The organism is Pseudoalteromonas sp. G4, from assembly GCF_028875915.1.
GTDB lineage: Bacteria > Pseudomonadota > Gammaproteobacteria > Enterobacterales > Alteromonadaceae > Pseudoalteromonas.
The window spans coordinates 1-18,751 of record NZ_JAPEHW010000074.1; the positions used below are offsets into that span (position 1 = coordinate 1).

The following is an 18,751-nucleotide window of genomic DNA, read 5'->3' on the forward strand; positions in this document are numbered from 1 at the left end:
GAATTTTTCTTATGTAGTTGTTCTACATTGATAAATTCTAACGCAGTTAGCATGATATTTAGCCCGCTAGGATGATCAGCTATTTAAGTGAATTGGTATTAGTTACTTTGTAAGCGACAAACCATATTTAGTGAGTTTGCGATATAAAGTACGGCTACTGACACCAAGTTTAAGGGCCAGCGCTTCGGTGCTACCTTGGAACTGTTCAATGGCTTTTGCTAAGTAGTTTTGCTCAGCCTGATCTAGCGATAGCACTTCAAATACCTCGTCATAATTTGGCTGTGCCAAATCTGCGTTAGGCTCTGCTGTAGGCTGCAAATTAGCTGTGATTTCGAAAGGGATGTCGGTGTCGTAAATGACATCGTCATCGGCCAAAATAGCTGCTTGCAATACAATGCTTTTTAACTCTCTAATATTACCAGGGTAAGCATATTGCGAAAGCCTTTCAAGTGCCGCTTCACTGAATTGTTTGTCTTTAAATTCAGAGTGTTTTAAAAAGAACTTAGCTAGCAATGCAATGTCAGCTTGGCGGCTTTTCAGTGACGGTAAATTTATGGGAAAAGTGGCAATTCGATAATATAAATCTTTTCTAAACTCGCCTTTTTCAACCATTTCTAACAGGTTTTTATGGCTTGCGCAGACTAAGCGAAAGTCTGTGCGTTTTTGTCTTAAGCTGCCTACTGCACGAAAGCTTTGTGTTTCAATTAATCGCAGCAGTTTTACTTGCATATTAAGCGGTACATCACCTATCTCATCAAAAAACAAAGTGCCGCCTTCGACAATTTCGACCAAGCCTTTCTTTTGGCTTGTGGCACCAGTAAACGCGCCTTTTTCGTGGCCAAATAACTCAGACTCGAATAACTGCTCGGGTAAACCAGAGCATTCAATAACAATAAACGGCTTATCTTTACGCCTACTTGCATCGTGCAACGCGCGAGCCACCAATTCTTTACCTGTGCCGGTTTCGCCTTGTAATAATACAGAGATTTCGGTTTTGGCAGCGCGGTTTACTTTATTGAGTAGCGCTTTAAAGGCATCAGACTGGCCGAGCATTTTATTCTTTTGCGCTTTTACTGAGGCAAAGTCAATTTTATCGAGGATCTCAACAAAGCCCATTAAAATATCGTTTTCGTCAAAAATAGGCTTCATCACAATATCGCAATATTGCTTACCTAAATGGGTATCGTGAATATGCACGACACTGGTGGGCTTGTTGGTTTTTTTGCACTCGAGCATGGGGCAAGCTTCACCCATTTGATCGCAGGGTTTACTGGCCTTATGCGATATGGCAAAGCAGGTACTTTTACCCAGCTCAATTGGGGTTTGATAGGTATCGCGATAGGCGTTATTCACCGCCACAATGACATAATTTAGGTCAATAAAAATTGCTGGTTTATCAATAATATTGATTAAACCTTGGATCACCGAATTTGCCATATTGCACACTTATCCAAGTTAGTTTGTTACCGTTTAACTAAAGACCCGCCGTGACAAAAGTGCTCTTCAACCCTATTTTGTCTGACAAAAATGTCACTTGATGATTATTGTCTTTATCGAATGAATTTTTGAAATATAAAATTAACCATTAAAAACAATACCTTAATTTATTTATCGACTAAACCTAAGGTTGGTATGTTTTCTGCGATAACAGGAAGTAACCTAATCTTGAGGAGTTCGAAATGAATGAAGCATTGGTCGAATTGTCACGTTGGCAATTTGCACTTACCGCCATGTTCCACTTCATATTTGTACCGCTGACCTTGGGCCTGAGCTTTATGCTGGCCATTATGGAGTCGGTATATGTGATGACGGGCAAAGAAATCTATAAAACCATGACTAAGTTTTGGGGAAAGTTATTTGGTATTAACTTCGCCCTTGGTGTGGCTACGGGTTTAACGATGGAGTTCCAGTTTGGTATGAACTGGGCATATTACTCGCATTACGTGGGTGATATTTTTGGTGCACCGCTAGCAATTGAAGGGTTAATGGCGTTTTTCTTAGAATCCACGTTCGTTGGCTTGTTCTTTTTTGGCTGGGATAAAATGTCAAAGGTCAGGCACCTTATGGCAACTTGGCTTGTGGCGTTAGGCTCTAATTTTTCAGCGCTTTGGATCTTAATTGCCAATGGTTGGATGCAGCACCCAGTAGGTGCAGAATTCAACTTCGAGTCGATGCGCATGGAAATGACCAGTTTTGCTGAGGTAATGTTTAATCCCGTTGCCCAAGTTAAATTTGTGCATACCGTATCAGCAGGTTATGTAACAGGCGCAATGTTTGTCTTAGCTATCTCAAGCTATTACCTGTTAAAACATAAGCATATTGCCTTTGCGCGTCGCTCATTTGCGATTGCAGCAAGCTTTGGTTTAGCGTCAATTTTGTCAGTAATTGTGCTAGGCGACGAAAGTGGCTATGAACTTGGTGATGTACAAAAAGTAAAACTCGCGGCAGTTGAAGCCGAATACGATACCCACCCAGCACCTGCACCATTTACGCTTTTTGCTATCCCCAACGATGAAAAAGAAGAAGCCGAATATGCGGTGCGCATCCCTTGGCTGATGGGTATTATCGCGACGCGCTCGCTTGATGAAGAGGTGATGGGCATTAAAGAGCATAAAGTACTGCATCGTGAGCGTATTTTATCTGGATTGGTTGCCAAAAACTTACTCGATACGGTGCGCAGTGGTAACGCAACAGAAGCACAAATGGCACAGTTTGAAGCACATAAAAAAGATTTGGGCTATGCCATGTTATTAGAGCCATTCACCAATGATTTTGTGAATCCAAGTGAAGAAGCCATCGAAAAAGCGGTCAACTACAGCATTCCACCTGTTGCACCCCTTTTCTGGAGTTTCAGAATTATGGTGTTCTCGGGCTTTATTATGCTATTCGTTTTTGCCGCAGCATTTTATTACAGCACTAAACATCAAATCACCAAACCAAAATGGCTGTTAAAACTGTCGCTGTTCTCTTTACCTCTGCCTTGGATTGCCTCTGAAGCGGGTTGGTTTGTCGCAGAATTTGGTCGCCAGCCGTGGTCAATTGCCGAGGTACTACCTGTGCATGCTTCGGTATCAAACTTAAGCGTGGGTGAAGTGTGGTTTACCTTAATTGCTTACACCAGTTTTTATGCAGTGATGTTTGTTATTGGCTTCTATTTAATGAAGAAATACGCCAAAAAAGGACCTGTGCCAGAACAACAAATCACACCTTTCGATGGCAATGCGCAACTATCGGCTGAAGGAGCACAATCATGATTGATTATGAATTTTTACGCTTAGTGTGGTGGGGCTTAGTAGGCGTATTGCTAATTGGCTTTGCCATTACCGACGGGTTTGATTTAGGCGTGGGTGCACTGCTTACGTTAGTAGGCAAAAGCGACGAAGACCGTCGCGTGATGATCAATACAATCGGCCCCCATTGGGACGGTAACCAAGTGTGGTTTATTACCGCTGGCGGCGCAATTTTTGCGGCTTGGCCGCTGATTTATGCGGCAGCTTTTTCGGGGTTTTATATCGCTTTAGCGCTGACACTCATTGCCTTATGGATGCGCCCAATTGGCTTTGACTATCGCAGTAAATTGCCGAATAAAACCTGGCGCACAGCATGGGACTGGGCGCTATTTTGTGGCGGTTTAGTACCCGCGCTTATCTTTGGTGTGGCGTTCGGTAATTTACTACTAGGCGTACCATTTGAGTTTGATAACACCTTGCGTCCGACTTATACCGGCAGCTTCTTTGGCTTGCTTAATCCGTTTGCCATTTTAGCAGGGCTGGTATCGGTCGCTATGTTGTTGACTCATGGCGCTAACTGGTTGCAACTTAAAACCGAGGGAAATTTACTCTCGCGCGCGCGCATTGTGTCGTTCTATTTGTCATTAGTGACTGTGTTGCTCTTTATGTTAGCGGGTGTGGTCGTTGCCAATATTGACGGTTATGTGATCACCTCAAGCGTTGACCCTTTAGCAACATCAAACCCACTGACCAAAACGGTTGAAGCAGTATCCGGGGCGTGGCTTAACAATTACAGCACTTACTCGTGGATGCTAATTGCGCCTGTACTTGGCATATTTGCGGGGCTTGGCTCTGCATGGTTTAGCAAACAACAGCGCGGTGGCTGGGCGTGTCGCCATGTTCCCATTCCTTATGCCAAGTAGCAGCATGCCAAACGCGAGTTTAACAGTGTGGGATGCCACATCGAGTTATTTAACGCTCAAAACCATGTTTATCGTTGCCTGTATTTTTGTGCCAATTGTATTGAGTTACACCGCATACAGTTTTTATGTGATGCGCGGGCGCATTAAAGCGCAAGATTTAGATAAACCACACACAATTTATTAAGGAGTGGCTTATGTGGTATTTCACTTGGATTTTAGGTGTTTTATTAGCGTGTTCTTTCGGCATTATTAATGCGATGTGGCTAGAAGCCACCGAAGACATGGACAGAGACGACACCAGCGATGATTAAACACAATCATGCAGCAACTGGCGACATGGAGGTCGCCGCTACCGATCTGTTACATAGCCAGCAGCACAAAGTAAAAAATGCGCTGCTGGGTGTGTTAGCTTTTAAAAGCGGTGCCTTTTTATGCCAGCTGACGGCTTTCGCAGCATTTAGCTTTTTAGTGGCCAGATTGCTCGCAAGTGATGCAAGTAGTCTGGTTATGAGTCATTTTTTTAGCGCAAACACACACTATGAATGGACGCTCAATGTTTTAGTTGGGGCACTGGGTTCAAGCTTAATACTGAACCTTTTTGCTCATAACCGCCTAATGGCGTTACAGGCAAGCAGCTTGGCCGATTTAGAAGTGCAATTACATGGCGCTTTTAAACAAGGGCAACACGCCTTAGTTCGTCAACATAGTCATTTTTACTGGCAGCAACTAAGCACCGAGCACCTTCATGCGATGGTGAAATTTATCAGTGAATTTCAATTGCAAAAATGGCTTGCGGTGGTTACGCCTTTGTTATTGCTTGGCGTGATTGCTTATGTGAACTGGTTTGTATTTATTATTTTATTAGTGTGTTTGCCTGTGGTACCACTATTTATGATCATCATAGGCAAAGGCACAAAGCACTTACATAACACTTATTTTGTGGCATTTGAGCGTTTAGGCAGTATGTTTGCCAATCGCCTTAGCAACATTGAATTGATCAATGTATTTTCTGCCAACAAACAACAAACACAGCGCCTTGAGCAAAGATCAAACACGCTTAATTCCAGCACCATGAAAGTGCTTCAAGTGGCCTTTTTAAACCAAACTGTGTTAGATTTTTTTTCAACGCTGTCGATGGCACTCATTGCCGTTTATGTTGGGTTTAACCTGTTAGAAGAGATAAATTTAGGGCCCAAACTGGTGTTTGCCGATGGCTTATTTTTACTCATAGCGGTGCCTATGGTGTTTAGCGAGCTTAAACAATTAGGCAATTTATACCACCAAAAAGCCGCAGCACAGGTTGCAGCATCAGAGCTGGCACGTGTGCTTTGTAATAGTCAAAAAAGTACTGATATACAACAATCTCCTAGCATAGATTGGCATGACTTTCAGGTTGTTAATACCGCGGTTTTTGCCAAACATTTATTTGTAGAAGATGGCCAGCATATATGGCTAAGCGCCCCCTCAGGTGCCGGCAAAACGCTGTTATTTGAAGCGCTTAGCAAACAGCGCCAAGCAAGCCACCAAACCACACAAAAAGTGGCGCTGCTGACACAATCTCCCTGTATTTTGCGCGGCACTGTGCGCGACAACTTAACACTCAATAGACCAATCTCTGATAAAGCGCTTTTTGCGATGTTAGAAAAAGTTGAGCTAATGGCTTGGTATAAAAATTTAAAACAAGGGCTTAACACGCCGATGGATGAGTGTCCGCCACTTTCTGGCGGTGAAAAGCAGCGCTTAAGTTTAGCAAGGTTATTATTGTGCGATGCCGACCTGTATTTACTCGACGAGCCCACCGCGTTTTTAAGTGACGCGCAACATTTGCGACTCTGTCGTTTAATCGAAACGGTTCTAAAAGATAAAACCGTTATTTGGGCGTGTCATAAGCCACAGTCACAGCGCTGGTTTAGTCATATTTGGCACATCAATGAGCTTGGCGAGGTGCTTTGTCATGCAAACTAATACATTAAAAACCAACTTATTAGCGCTGCTACTGAGTGTGGCTTATAGCCTAGCGGCAATGGGGTTATTGCTGGTTTCAAGTTGGTTTATTGCGGCGGCAAGCGTGATGGGCAGTAGCTTAAATTACATGTTACCCGCCGTTATTATTCGGGCCTTAGCGCTCATTCGCATTGCATCGGGTTATGCGGCCTTGTTGGTTGGCCACAGTGGCTTTTTTAAATCGTTACAAACCAAACGCATAGCGCTATTTGCAACCAGTTTGCATAACTTAAGCTTGCTTGAGCAAGTTAAAAGCAGCGCGCAGGTTGAGGCAATGAGCACCACCACAGAGCAGCAAGCTGCGCTTTGGATTGCTTGGGTAAATCAAAATGCTGCGATGTTTATTACCTTACTGCTGTTAAATGTTAGTGTTTACTTGCTTATTCCAAGTCATCTTATTTATGTGCTGGTTGTGACGATTGCTTTTGTTTTAGTTTACGCGCTACTCATTGTGTTTGGCTTAAAACAAACGGTCAAAATTGCCAAACAAAAAGAGCGCTTTGTCACTGAATTCGACGATAAGTTACATAGCTCACCGCTTTGGCATCTTCAAACTGAGTTTTTAGACAAACATATACAACAAAAAAACAGTCAATTTGCATCAACCTCTAAGCTGTTAAACGCGCAACAAACGCAGCAAAAGGCAATTTTTTACGGCCAACTCTGTTTGCAACTTTTCGCCATTTTAGCTTTGTATCTGCTTTTTAAGCGGTATGCTGGCGCGGCATCGCAAAATGCATTGTTTATTTTAGTACCCATGTTATTGCTAAGCATTAACGATTGGCTTGGCAAGCTACTGCATTCACAATCTGGGCTGGTTGATTTTATTCAAGCCAAACAAGGTGATATTGAAAAAGCTCTGGTGAATACAACCGATAAAAAAGCACAGCAACAAGCGCAGTCATCATCGCCAAAAATTACCCGACATAGCCAAGCAATTTACGCGCTGAGCCTTAATAATGTGAGCGCTTGCAGCGCGCAACGATTGCCTATTTCAATCGAAATAAATCATGCCGGTTGCTATTTATTTGAGGGCAGCTCGGGCGCTGGTAAGTCTTCGTTATTAAAAGCAATTGCAGGGCTTCAGCCATTTCAAGGCGATATCTCGTTTAACCAACAATCCATCGTCCAACACTTTGGCAAATTACATGAGCGCATTGTTTACTGCGGGCAATCAGCCCCCGTAGTAGATGGCACTTTGGCTGAGAACCTTTCTTTAGGTCATGAAATAGAGCAAGACACACTACAGCAGGTGCTCAATGACGTTAATTTGTCTTACCTAGGCGCATTAACGCAATGGTTAGGATCAGGTGGCAGACAGCTCTCTGGTGGCGAAAGACAGCGCCTGAACCTAGCAAGGGCATTGTTATTTAAGCCCGATGTGGTGCTACTAGATGAACCGTTTGAAGCACTCGACGATCACAATATTGCACTTATGATTCGGCTTATTAATCAATTGAGTAAAACCGGTATCGTGCTGATTGCTAGCCATATTGTGCCGCAAACATTAATGCTTAATCAGCGTATTGATATTGAGAATGATCGTGTATTTTCTAAAGAAAATGGCTCAGAGGAAAAGTGCTATGGCTGAGTCATTAGGTGTTATTGAAGTAGTTTATGAAAGCCAGCTAATTGCTTATTTAATTAGAGATACGTTAACGCCTTATTGTGCGGTAATTGCACTTTGTATTTCTGATCAGAAAAAACACGACTATATGGTTGAACGACTTGAAAACTGCCCGTGCGAAACACAGTGGTGGTTAATCGCTTGCGATGCTAATACACAACTGAGGTGGGTGAACCAGTTAGCGCAGCGATTTACAGGGCAATTGATGCTAGCAAAAGCGTGTTTAACAAATACGCCAAACCATGACGCGTTTGATATAAATAATGGTGACATGCTTGAACATAATGAAATGCTGCATTTAGGTCATCTCATGCTCACCATCAAATATGTCAAATCAAATAGCTCGAAAATATCGCTACTTGTTTGTGAAAACACGGTGTTCTGTTTGCCATCTGATGCACTTGAGTTTTCATCAAGTAGCATGGGCAATGTACTCAAACAAAGCAGCATAAAGTGGGATAAATTCAGTGAAATTTACTGCCCTGCATTCAGAGCAGATCAGCCTTTATCGACTTCAAAGCGCACTTTTTGGCAACTTGAAGCCCTGCTAAGCCGAAATAACTTAACCGACCCTTTAAAAAATTAAATAGGTAGCAAGATGACCGATACCAAGCGTTCAACAATACAAACAGCGATTAATACTTGTGCAATACCTTTAATAGTATTAGCTGGCGCGGTTCATGCTAATGATGCAATCGCACAAAAAGCACAGCTCGATATGCAAGCCAAAAGGATAACCAATGCATTTGCAACCGAGCTAAAAACTACCTTAATGGCAGCCGTAGCAAAAGGCGGGCTATCTGCTGGTGTTGAGGTATGCCAAGAGCAAGCCCCTGAAATTGCCAAAAAATACTCGAGTCACGGTTGGCAAATCAGCCGCACAAGTCTAAAAACTCGTAATAGTCAGAATACCCCAAATATTGACGAGATAGCGATACTACAAGATTTTGCTAAGCGGCTGGCCAGCGGTGAGCCTGCAAAAACAGTCTCCTATTCAAACTTAAACCCGCAAAGCGGTGAATACCAATTTATGAAAGCCATTCCAACCGGGCAAGTGTGCCTTGCCTGTCATGGCGAAAATATTAGCAATGACTTACAGGCAAATATCAAAGCGCATTATCCAAAAGATACAGCCACAGGTTTTAAACTTGGAGAGTTAAGAGGCGCGTTTAAAGTGTATTTTAACGCTTCAAACGTGCAGTAATTTGTAGTGTTTTTCTTTTACTTTGGCGGCAAAATGATTGTTCCGCCAAAGCAAAGACTGGATTAAAACAATTCAGTCTGATCTTTTATTAAAGTAACCTCACCTGCCACCTGATGAGACAGTTGCGTTAATTGTTCAACCACTTCAAAGCTTGCTGATTCCATCAAAGCAAGATGGTGAGCAGCTGTTCTTTTATCGCCTTTCAGGTTTGCATTCAATGCAGCGAGACCATTTTGATGCACTTCAGCATGGGGCTTTTCAAGCTTTTTGAATGCCGAAAAGTCAGTGTACTTACTCTTCCCCTCACCTTCGTAGTACCATTTTCCTAAACGACACATAGTATGATCCGCAAAATCCTCTGGTGATTTATTAGATAACCCCAACATTACTTGATACACGTCCATTTTCCATACAACATGATCCATTTTTACTGTTTGTAAAAATGCATCGGCGGTTGAATTGGTAATAACGGTGTACATATTTTGCGAAAACTCAACGATTCGATTTGCGGTTTTATCAATACTCGCCGTACTGTCATTTATTTTTATACTTTTTTCACCCACACCGCTAATACTAGTAACCACATCTTTCATTTGACTGTTTACTTGTTCAATCAACACCGAAATTTCGTTTGAGGCTTCGGCAGAGCGCTGGGCAAGCGTTCTAACTTCATCCGCAACAACGGCAAAACCGCGACCCTGTTCGCCCGCGCGTGCGGCTTCAATTGCGGCATTTAGCGCTAACAAGTTCGTTTGATCAGATATCCCTTTAATAATATTAACGAAATCATTAATACCTTTGGTTACTTCATTTAATTCGTCTACTGAATTTGACGCATGCTGTGAGTCATTAGAAATCACCGAAGTCGCACTAATTGTCGAAGCCAGCATGTCTTTTATTTGATCAAATAATTGTTGCGACGCGTCAAAGTCATCGCGGTGTGTGATTAATTCTGTCGAAGATGCCGCCAAACTTTCACGAATTTGACTTAAAAGATCACCTGACTGAAGAGATAATTTACACAAAGATTCTTGATGCTCGGCTCGATCAGAAAGCATATCGAGGTCGCCCGAAATACTTAAATTTTCTTGTTGAGCTTGTTCTATCGCTTGGATTAATTTCGCATTTTCTTGTTTTAAGTGCTGATTTTCTAGTTGTAATTTTTCTAGTTCACTTTTGTTCACCCAATTTAAGAACATTAAGCACCTCTTTTATTTAGTGAATGGGTAACGAAATGAAAACGCCTCAGATTATGCATCGCGCAAAGCACTACACTGGAATGAAGGTTTTAACGTCGGATATTGAGTTATCGGCAAAAAGCGAAAACTCTCAACTATTTTAGGAACATATTATTGTATTTGAAAGACTTAATTACTTAAAAGAGTTGATGTAGCTTTAAAATACAAATTACTGCTCATCTTTATGATACTAGTCGACAATCACAAAAAACACGTTTAAACAATAACAAAGCTAGTGCCTTGTATTTCTTTTGCTCGATAAACTGCTTGGTCTGCTTTCTTGATAAGCTTTTGCGGGATTAAGGTTACATGTTCTTCTTTTGAGGTCGAAACTGCACCTATTGAGCACTTTATTTCAATTAACTGTTCATTTAGTTGCTGCGGCTGCGCTAAACACTGCACCACTTTTTGACAAAACTGCGTCAGCTCAGATTCTGGGGTATCCGGCAACAACAAGGCAAATTCATCGCCGCCAAGCCGCGCTAACGTATCAGTTTCTCGGCTAACCGAAGAAACAATTTTAACAAATCGCTTTAATAGCTCATCGCCTATATCGTGGCCGTAAGTATCATTAATCGGTTTAAAATCATCGAGATCAAAATACAATAAACTAACCGCTCGCTTATTGCGCTTTGCCATTTTAAGCGCTTGCTTGCAGCGGTCTTGAAACAATAACCGGTTTGCAGCGCCCGTTAGTGCATCATAGTGGGCAAGCTTTGTTAGCTCTTGATTGAGCTTAAAGTCTTGAAACACGGCTTTAATACTATGTTCAAGCAAACCAATAGTAGCTGCAGGTAATGGCAACAAATCGATAGTTAGACGATTGGCGTTTGGCACGCTAAAACCATTAAAGTCGCGCGTTACTACCAGCACAGGCAGTAACGTGTTTGCTTTATTCAAATAATTGTAAAGCGCTCTGAATTTACGCTCGGTAACAATAATCAGCGACGGGCTATTTTTCGCAATATCACTTGATTTATTGAGAATGCATACACTATCAAACGACAGCGTTGTAAGCTTGAGTGTGCACTCTAACCAATGGGTTATTTCTTCTGACTCGGTAAAAATACCCACTTGGCGGATTTTAGGATTATTCATAAAGACGCTAAAAACGATTTTTGTTTTTGCTCATTATTAAATAAAAACAAAACATTGCCTACGAAAAAATAAGGTAAAAAAAATCTTCAAAATTTTGACTTTAAAACGGTTAACTTACAGGAAACAATAAAAATAAATATTCAATATCTAATTTTTGATAAATTAAATTTATTGAAAATTCCAGCTTACACGTTAGTTGCGTACGTATGGGAATAACATAAGCGCATCTTGCACCAATTGCTTCTTATGACTTTTCGCAAGGTAAATCGCATAGATATCACGGCTATATTCAGGTGCCCCCTCAACCACATGTAATTTACCTTTTCGAATATGCTCAAAGCACATTTGTTTTGGCAGGTAGGCACAACCCGATGCCTCTAAAATAAAGTTTAACGCGATCCGCGGTTGACTCATATGATGGCGAATAGCATTTAACTCACTGTAATCACGTAAAATTTGACTATTTACCGACTCACCATAATCAACCATAACCATATTCTCAATATTGTGTAATGTCATATCGCGGTCAGTCGACACGAGTTGCAAAGGTACAGTTGAAACCTTCTCGTTCACTATGTCTTCTGTAAATGGCGGTTCGAATAAAAACGCGATATCTACTAAACGGCTAATCACTTGCTTTCTTAACTCTAATGGCGAATATGTGTGGGTATATAAATGAACGTCATCTAGATTACGATGAATTTTTTGCAGCCAATCTTGCAGTACAATATCCCAAATCGACATCATTGAACCAACAAACAACTGGTAGGCGTTAGGCTGAGCGACACCTACATCTTGTTTCAGTTTTTGCCACATAATCAGCATTTCATTGGCATGTTTAACAAGGCGGTGGCCTTCTGCGGTAAGCTTTAAACGTTTCTGTGTACGATCAAATAACTGCACACCGAGCTCTTCTTCTAACTGTTTAATACGGCTACTAACAGCGGCTTGCGTTAGGTATAAGTTATCGGCTGCAACCCGCACATGTAGGGTTTGGCTCACTTCCAAAAACGTCGATAAAAGCTCAATTTTCATTCGAAAACACCTTTTTAATAAAATTATTTTATCAAATTGTAATTTTTATTTTGTTTTTCTTTTTAGATATTTTCAACTAATTTTCTTACCATAAATTTAGTTGGACAAAAAAACGCCAAAATATGGATGCCAAATTATGAAAATTGCTATTTTATCTCGAAATGAAAACCTATATTCAACCCGCCGCTTAAAAGAAGCGTGTATCGCACGTGGCCATGAGGTTGACATTATTGACACATTACATTGCTACATGGATATCACCAGTAGCCGCCCTGCGGTGCGTTACCACGGTCAAGAGCTACCAAAATACGATGCTATTATTCCTCGTATTGGTGCATCAGTTACGTTTTATGGCACTGCGGTTGCGCGTCAGTTTGAAATGATGGGCACATTTAACGTGAATGAATCGGTAGCGATTAGCCGCTCTCGCGACAAATTACGCTCACTACAGTTACTATCGCGTAAAGGTATTGGTCTGCCACGCACTGGTTTTGCAAGCAAGCCAGACAACATTAAAGACTTAATTAAAAATGTGGGTGGCGCGCCTTTAGTAATCAAACTACTAGAAGGTACCCAAGGTATTGGTGTAGTACTCGCTGATACAGCAAAAGCGGCAGAAAGCATTATTGAAGCGTTCATGGGCTTAAAAGCTAACATTTTAGTGCAAGAGTATATTAAAGAAGCTGGCGGTGCAGATATTCGTTGTTTAGTTGTTGGTGGCCGTGTTGTTGCAGCAATGAAACGCCAAGGTGCAGAAGGTGAATTCCGTTCAAACTTGCACCGTGGTGGCAGTGCTGAACTTGTTAAATTAACCAAAGAAGAACGTGCAACTGCTGTTAACGCTGCCAAAGTAATGGGACTTAACTTCTGCGGTGTAGATTTACTACGCTCACACAATGGCCCTATGGTAATGGAAGTAAATTCATCTCCAGGTCTTGAAGGCATTGAAAACGCAACGGGATTAGACGTAGCAGGTAAGCTAATTGAGTTTATTGAAAAGACGGCTAAGTCTGGTTCAACAAAAACCAAAGGACAAGGTTAATTAACGCTATTGGAACAGTTATGAACGAATTGATTATTGGTGAACACGCAATTATGCCTGGCGAAACAAAGAAAATTGATTTGCCAGTAGCAAAATTGTACACCGATGCTGATGTGCACTTACCGGTACATATTATTCGCGGTAAAAAAGCAGGCCCAACAATGTTTATCAGTGCCGCGGTGCATGGTGATGAGCTTAATGGTATTGAAATCATCAGACGCCTTATAAATTTAAAAGGCTTTAAAATTTCAGCAGGCACCTTAATTGCTGTGCCTATGGTGAATGTATACGGGGTGATCAACCAAAGCCGCTATATGCCTGACAGGCGAGATTTAAACCGCAGCTTCCCAGGTTCGGCGAAAGGCTCTTTGGCAGCACGTGTCGCTAATATTTTCTTAAAAGAAATTGTTAGCCACTGTGATTACGGTATTGATTTGCATACAGGTGCTATTCACCGTTCAAACTTGCCACAAATTAGAGCGCAGCTAGCAGATGAAGAAACCTTGACACTGGCTAATGCATTCGGTGCACCGGTTATTTTGAACTCTGAGATTATTGAAGGCTCTTTACGTGATGCAGCCGTGGCGAATGACACCAAAGTGTTGCTTTATGAAGCAGGTGAGGCGTTGCGTTTTGATGAATTTTCAATTCGTGCTGGTATCAAAGGTATCGTCAATGTTTTGCGCCACTTGAAAATGATGCCAAAAGGACGCACACGTAAAAAATCTGAAAGTCAGTTTATTGCTAATAACAGCGGTTGGGTTCGCGCAACCAGTAGTGGCATTGTGACTCACTTATATAACTTGGGAGACCAAGTTAAAAAAGGGCAAGTGTTAGCCGAAATAGGTAGCCCTTATGGCGATGTCTTAACTGAGGTATTCGCTAATAAAAGTGGTGTCATTATTGGCAAACAGAATATTCCTTTGGTACAAGAAGGTGAAGCCATGTACCACATCGCCTACTTTAAAGAAGACGATGAAGAAATTGCCGAACATATTGGCAGTGTAGAGGAAGAGTTAGTAAACCATATTGAAAACAGTGAAGGATTGCTATGAACAAACGAATGATAATTGGTCATGTTGAAAACATTGATTTACCCGAACTTGGCATTAATCAACTAACGGTTCGTGTTGATACAGGGGCACAAACATCGTCGCTGCATGTAGATAACATTCAACGCACTAAAATCGATAAAAAGCCAGCGGTATCGTTTGATATTCACCCTGAAATTCATAACGTAGACAAAACCGTACGCTGTACCGCTATTTTGCATGATATTCGCAAAGTAAAGTCATCAAACGGAATGAGTGAACAACGTTATGTAATTAAAACACCTGCGATATTAGGTGATCATACATGGGATATTGAAATTACCTTAACTGACCGCTCAGATATGACTTACTTAATGTTATTAGGCAGACAAGCAATGGGTGACCACTTTTTTATTGACCCTGCAAATGGCTTTGTCGCCTCGCAAAGTTAACAGTAATGCAGTTAGACGTATGCGCCAGTGGCGCTGCGTGCTAGCTGCAAGCAACACGGGTTGTTAATTTTCCTGTGTATACTGATTACTGTAAAATAGCAAAAAACTCATCCTGACAAGGACTTATTAATGTTAGAACAAGTTAAATATTGGCTCAATTTCCCGCTATTTAAATTTAACGAACGTGTTATCACACTGATTGAAGTGCTCGCCGTTCCGCTTTGGTTAATCGCCAGTGTTTGGCTTTCCCACTTCATTATAAAAATGATTGGTAAACGCCTTACAAAGAAAAATAAAGATCCTAATATTGTTCACTTAGTACAGCGTATTTTGTATGTGGTGGCGCTCGCTATTATTTTTATGACAACCCTTTCGATGGTCAATGTACCGATCACTGCATTTGCATTTCTTTCTGGTGCAATAGCGATTGGTTTTGGTTTTGGTGCGCAAAACATTATCAATAACTTTATTAGTGGTTGGATTTTAATGGGTGAAAAACCAATCCGCATTGGTGATTTTTTAGAGGTCGAAGGCGTAAAGGGTGTGGTTGAAGAAATTAATACCCGCTCAACACGCATTCGTCGTGTTGATGGCGTTCACATGCTGATCCCCAATAGCAAGCTCTTGGAAAACACGGTGACTAACTGGACCTTACGCGACAAATTAGTGCGTGGCACCGTGGCTGTGGGTGTTGCCTACGGCACTGATTGTCAAAGTGTAAAACGCATTATGTTAGAAGTCGCCAACGCACAACCAGAAACACTAAGCGAAGATGGCCGTGCACCGTTAGTTTTTTTCCAAGATTTTGGCGATAACTCACTGCTTTTTGAGGTTTATTTTTGGATTAACTCGCAAGTTGAAGGTGGCTTACGATTAGTTGCCAGCAATATTCGATTTGAATTAGACGAAGCGTTTAAAGCAGCAGATATTACGATTGCATTCCCGCAGCGTGATATTCACCTTGATGGCACGCTTAATATTGTTAATACGACTAACAAAACTAACAGCTAACTTAGGAAATAACCATGAAGCATGATTTTATAATTGAAGGTTGGCAACTCAATCATAACGACAGACCTAATGCTGTCACGTCAGAACAGCAACTAACAGAGCAAAATTATTGGGTGCACTGTGATCGCTCATCGGCTGAATTTGAGCATTGGTTAGATTCCCTTGGTTTTGATGAATCAATTATTGAATCACTGCTTGCCACTGATACAAGACCGCGTTTTCAGCAAATTGATAAGAACAGCTTTTTCCTTATTTTAAGAGGTGTAAACCTAAATGCCGGAAAAGAGCCAGACGATATGTTAACTGTGCGTTTGCTTTACACGCCAGAGCGTGTTGTTACGTGTAGCATTCAGCGCTTACGTGCAATTGAAGCGGTGGCATCTCAATTAAAAAAGAATAAAGGACCCGATACCCTTGAATCTTTGGTGATTGAGCTCTTAAGTCAGCTAAATGCCAAAATTGAATCTGTAATTGAGCCTATTGAGCAATTTATTAACGCACAAGATAACGATGCGTTTAGCTCAGATGCCATTGCTGAGATAAGTGTTAAACACCGTAAATTACTGCGTTTAAATCGCTTTTTAAAACCGCAATTGTATGCGCTATCGGCATTGAGTAAAAACAATGTGGCAGCATTTAAAGACTATCATGTAGAGCTTGCGACCGGGCTTGATACCTTGTCGCGTATTGTCGACACAATCGATTTTTATATTGCGCAAATTGACGTAATTAACAACCGCATTTCGCAGATTAACAGTGAAGTTATGAATCGCAATACCTACATGCTGTCGATTATCGCCGGCATTTTCTTACCACTTGGTTTTTTAACCGGGTTGTTCGGTATTAATGTGGGCGGCATGCCTGGCGTTGATAACCCCAATGCCTTTTATTGGTTTTGCGGTGTTTTAACAGGTATTGGGGTGTTTGCCTTAGTAATGTTTCGCCGTTGGAAGTTTCTTTAGAGCCCGCTTTAGCTGCTGTATAGACAAACTTTTAGCTGAACAGCCCCAATTTGGCGAAGTAGAATTACTGTTTCGCGGTTAAGTGAGCAATTACACTCTCAATCAGCGTCGTTTGTGACGCTGATTTTTTTTGCGTTAAATACACAGGTCGTTTTAATTGCATTGAACTAGCCACATTATAAAAGCGGCCAGAAGCAACATAGTCTTTGACTAAATGCGAGGGTAAATAAGCAAAGCCACCTTGCGCCAGCATTAAATCAAACGCAATGGTTGCAGTGGATGTGCGATGCATTGGTTGCACTTTATGCTGCGTTGCGTGCTCTTTTGCAAACGTAATACCCCAATCAACAAAAATATAATTTGTCACATCATCACTAAATTCAGGCTCAGTGCCCACTAATGAAATATCGAAATAACCAATCAGGGTATTACTAAAGTCACTGTCTTTAATCGGGTCGGTTAAAAACGCGATGCTTAAGCTTTTATCGTCTAATTTTCGCTGTATAGCTTCGCGCACTGAAATTTCCGTACCTACAACTGCGGATTCTAATAACGAATTAAGCTCACTCATATGCGAGCTTAAAAAAGCATCCCAAACATTTGGGGTGGCCGCAATGTTAAATAATTCTTTTTGCTGACTTGCTGCGCCCACAATAGCTTTTGACTTTTCGATTTGGTCAATAACTAAATGAGCAAATGGTAAGAGCGCATTTCCAGCGGGTGTTAAAGTGAGGTTATTTTTATCACGAATAAACATCGGCGCTGCATAGTATTCTTCCAATTGTTTAATACGTGCACTGACTGCCGCCTGCGTAATATAAAGTTGCTCTGCAGCTTTGCCAAAATGTCGATTCTCAGCAACCGCAATAAACGTTTTAAAGACCTTAATATCCATAATTTTACCTAGTGATATTCGCCCCATTAATCTAAAGATTTTTTGTTATATCGACAATAATTATTTGCTTTTCATTTTACTTAACTAGCCCTAAATTGAGCGCAGAAACTAACCCAGAGGACTGGAAATGAAGCTCTTAAAAATGGTCGCGTTTGGTCTGTTTGTAGTTGCAAACCCTGCGATTGTTGAAGCTGAAGATGTGGCAAAAGCACCACCTTCAATTGCCCTAAATTACCTAGAGTATTGTAAGGATATTCTAGTAGAAAGTGACAGTGAACACGAAGCTAATATTCTCAACTGTGTTAACACAGAATTAGAAGGTTCTGGCTTTGAAATATTTGCAACGTATAGCGAATTAATTGCTTATGTTGGAAAAGGTGAAGACTAATGGAAACAGCTATACGAAAAGGTAAAACGCCTTTTCATGCTAACCATATTTTCCCGTTTGGATTATCACAAAGCGGCTACTTTAGCGCCTGTGAATCTGAAGCGCTCGTTGCTTACGGTGATACCTTGTATGGTTTACAAAATGGTCTGATTTCACCAGAGAATGCCGAAGAAGCTATGTTTGTAATGGAATTAAATAGTGATGAAACCGCCACGCTTTACGCAGTAAAACTGTGGCAAAAGTTTCTGTTTGCGATGACATCTTTTAGTTATCGTTAAAAAGTGGCTGAAAAGCCGGTGTTTTTAAACTCAACCCTTGTACTAAGACACGAAACAATGCGTTAAAAGGTAAATAAAGATGGAAATTGACGAATCTGATTTTGACTATGACGATGAGTTGGAAGTTAAATATCAAATTTCCTACACATCAGGCAAACCTGCACCAATGAAAGTGACAAGTAAAAAGCGCTTATCACCATGGCAGCGAATTGAATTGTTGAAAGACGAAGCGAAGCTCAATAGGCAAATTGCCGATAGCCACTTTGATTTCTACGATTAAAATGAATTAGCAATACTTTCAAGTAATTAACTACTAACCTCCAAGACTGGCGT

Annotated in this window: 19 protein-coding genes and 1 pseudogene; 15 read left to right on the forward strand and 5 right to left on the reverse strand. The window is 41.2% G+C overall.

Annotated elements, in window-relative coordinates; genetic code table 11:
* Positions 1 to 102 precede the first annotated feature (102 nt).
* A complete protein-coding gene (locus tag ON073_RS16685; protein ID WP_274763017.1) occupies positions 103 to 1,437 on the reverse strand; it encodes a sigma-54 interaction domain-containing protein in 1,335 nt (444 codons plus the stop codon).
* 242 nt (positions 1,438 to 1,679) lie between these two features.
* Between ON073_RS16685 and ON073_RS16690 the strand changes: the two genes are divergently transcribed.
* The 7 genes and pseudogenes from ON073_RS16690 to ON073_RS16720 all read left to right on the forward strand — a co-directional run bounded on the left by ON073_RS16690 (position 1,680) and on the right by ON073_RS16720 (position 8,988).
* Entirely contained in the window at positions 1,680 to 3,254 is a 1,575-nt protein-coding gene (locus ON073_RS16690; RefSeq protein ID WP_274763018.1) for a cytochrome ubiquinol oxidase subunit I, read from the forward strand.
* Positions 3,251 to 4,337: pseudogene (cydB, locus tag ON073_RS16695) on the forward strand (cytochrome d ubiquinol oxidase subunit II). The gene ON073_RS16690 and the pseudogene cydB overlap by 4 nt, the downstream one beginning before the upstream one ends.
* A 10-nt stretch (positions 4,338 to 4,347) precedes the next feature.
* On the forward strand, positions 4,348 to 4,464 hold the full coding sequence (gene cydX / locus ON073_RS16700) for a cytochrome bd-I oxidase subunit CydX (protein WP_010603848.1): 117 nt from the start codon (positions 4,348 to 4,350) through the stop codon (positions 4,462 to 4,464).
* Entirely contained in the window at positions 4,457 to 6,118 is a 1,662-nt protein-coding gene (locus ON073_RS16705) for an ABC transporter transmembrane domain-containing protein (RefSeq protein WP_274763019.1), read from the forward strand. The genes cydX and ON073_RS16705 overlap by 8 nt, the downstream gene beginning before the upstream one ends.
* Positions 6,108 to 7,748, forward strand: a complete 1,641-nt coding sequence (locus tag ON073_RS16710; protein WP_274763020.1) for an ATP-binding cassette domain-containing protein — start codon at positions 6,108 to 6,110, stop codon at positions 7,746 to 7,748. Before ON073_RS16705 ends, ON073_RS16710 begins: the two co-directional genes overlap by 11 nt.
* Complete coding sequence (locus tag ON073_RS16715) at positions 7,741 to 8,370, forward strand: hypothetical protein (RefSeq protein ID WP_274763021.1); 630 nt, start codon at positions 7,741 to 7,743, stop codon at positions 8,368 to 8,370. The genes ON073_RS16710 and ON073_RS16715 overlap by 8 nt, the downstream gene beginning before the upstream one ends.
* A 12-nt stretch (positions 8,371 to 8,382) precedes the next feature.
* Positions 8,383 to 8,988 (forward strand): Tll0287-like domain-containing protein, encoded by a 606-nt coding sequence (locus tag ON073_RS16720; RefSeq protein ID WP_274763022.1) that lies wholly within the window; start codon positions 8,383 to 8,385, stop codon positions 8,986 to 8,988.
* Positions 8,989 to 9,050: 62 nt separating this feature from the next.
* Here ON073_RS16720 and ON073_RS16725 read toward each other — a convergent pair whose 3' ends face one another.
* The 3 genes from ON073_RS16725 to ON073_RS16735 form a co-directional block, all read right to left on the reverse strand.
* Positions 9,051 to 10,187, reverse strand: coding sequence for a methyl-accepting chemotaxis protein (locus ON073_RS16725; RefSeq protein WP_274763023.1), 1,137 nt, complete (start codon positions 10,185 to 10,187; stop codon positions 9,051 to 9,053).
* Between the two features lie 255 nt (positions 10,188 to 10,442).
* The gene (locus tag ON073_RS16730; RefSeq protein ID WP_274763024.1) at positions 10,443 to 11,324 is read right to left on the reverse strand and encodes a GGDEF domain-containing protein; all 882 of its coding nucleotides are present in this window, start codon (positions 11,322 to 11,324) and stop codon (positions 10,443 to 10,445) included.
* A 192-nt stretch (positions 11,325 to 11,516) separates the two neighbouring features.
* Entirely contained in the window at positions 11,517 to 12,359 is an 843-nt protein-coding gene (locus ON073_RS16735) for a LysR family transcriptional regulator (RefSeq protein ID WP_274763025.1), read from the reverse strand.
* 136 nt (positions 12,360 to 12,495) lie between these two features.
* Here ON073_RS16735 and rimK point away from each other — a divergent pair, with 136 nt between their 5' ends.
* The 5 genes from rimK (at position 12,496) to ON073_RS16760 (ending at position 16,857) form a co-directional block, all read left to right on the forward strand.
* Entirely contained in the window at positions 12,496 to 13,401 is a 906-nt protein-coding gene (gene rimK / locus ON073_RS16740; RefSeq protein ID WP_274763026.1) for a 30S ribosomal protein S6--L-glutamate ligase, read from the forward strand.
* 20 nt (positions 13,402 to 13,421) lie between these two features.
* Positions 13,422 to 14,456 carry a succinylglutamate desuccinylase/aspartoacylase family protein gene (locus ON073_RS16745; RefSeq protein ID WP_274763027.1) on the forward strand — a complete coding sequence of 345 codons (1,035 nt, stop codon included), beginning with the start codon at positions 13,422 to 13,424 and terminating at the stop codon, positions 14,454 to 14,456.
* The gene (locus tag ON073_RS16750; RefSeq protein ID WP_274763028.1) at positions 14,453 to 14,884 is read left to right on the forward strand and encodes an ATP-dependent zinc protease family protein; all 432 of its coding nucleotides are present in this window, start codon (positions 14,453 to 14,455) and stop codon (positions 14,882 to 14,884) included. The genes ON073_RS16745 and ON073_RS16750 overlap by 4 nt, the downstream gene beginning before the upstream one ends.
* 129 nt (positions 14,885 to 15,013) lie before the next feature.
* Positions 15,014 to 15,895: a mechanosensitive ion channel family protein gene (locus tag ON073_RS16755; protein ID WP_274763029.1), complete on the forward strand. Its 882-nt coding sequence runs from the start codon at positions 15,014 to 15,016 to the stop codon at positions 15,893 to 15,895.
* 14 nt (positions 15,896 to 15,909) lie between these two features.
* A complete protein-coding gene (locus tag ON073_RS16760) occupies positions 15,910 to 16,857 on the forward strand; it encodes a zinc transporter ZntB (RefSeq protein WP_274763030.1) in 948 nt (315 codons plus the stop codon).
* 64 nt (positions 16,858 to 16,921) lie between these two features.
* Here the strand turns inward: ON073_RS16760 and ON073_RS16765 are convergent, their stop codons facing one another.
* Positions 16,922 to 17,752, reverse strand: coding sequence for a LysR family transcriptional regulator (locus tag ON073_RS16765; protein ID WP_274763031.1), 831 nt, complete (start codon positions 17,750 to 17,752; stop codon positions 16,922 to 16,924).
* Positions 17,753 to 17,879: 127 nt separating this feature from the next.
* Between ON073_RS16765 and ON073_RS16770 the strand changes: the two genes are divergently transcribed.
* From ON073_RS16770 to ON073_RS16780, 3 genes are all read left to right on the forward strand, one after another.
* The gene (locus ON073_RS16770) at positions 17,880 to 18,140 is read left to right on the forward strand and encodes a hypothetical protein (protein WP_274763032.1); all 261 of its coding nucleotides are present in this window, start codon (positions 17,880 to 17,882) and stop codon (positions 18,138 to 18,140) included.
* On the forward strand, positions 18,140 to 18,418 hold the full coding sequence (gene maoP, locus ON073_RS16775) for a DUF413 domain-containing protein (protein ID WP_274763033.1): 279 nt from the start codon (positions 18,140 to 18,142) through the stop codon (positions 18,416 to 18,418). The genes ON073_RS16770 and maoP overlap by 1 nt, the downstream gene beginning before the upstream one ends.
* A gap of 79 nt (positions 18,419 to 18,497) precedes the next feature.
* Positions 18,498 to 18,698: a hypothetical protein gene (locus ON073_RS16780; protein WP_274763034.1), complete on the forward strand. Its 201-nt coding sequence runs from the start codon at positions 18,498 to 18,500 to the stop codon at positions 18,696 to 18,698.
* The last annotated feature ends 53 nt before the right edge of the window (positions 18,699 to 18,751 follow it).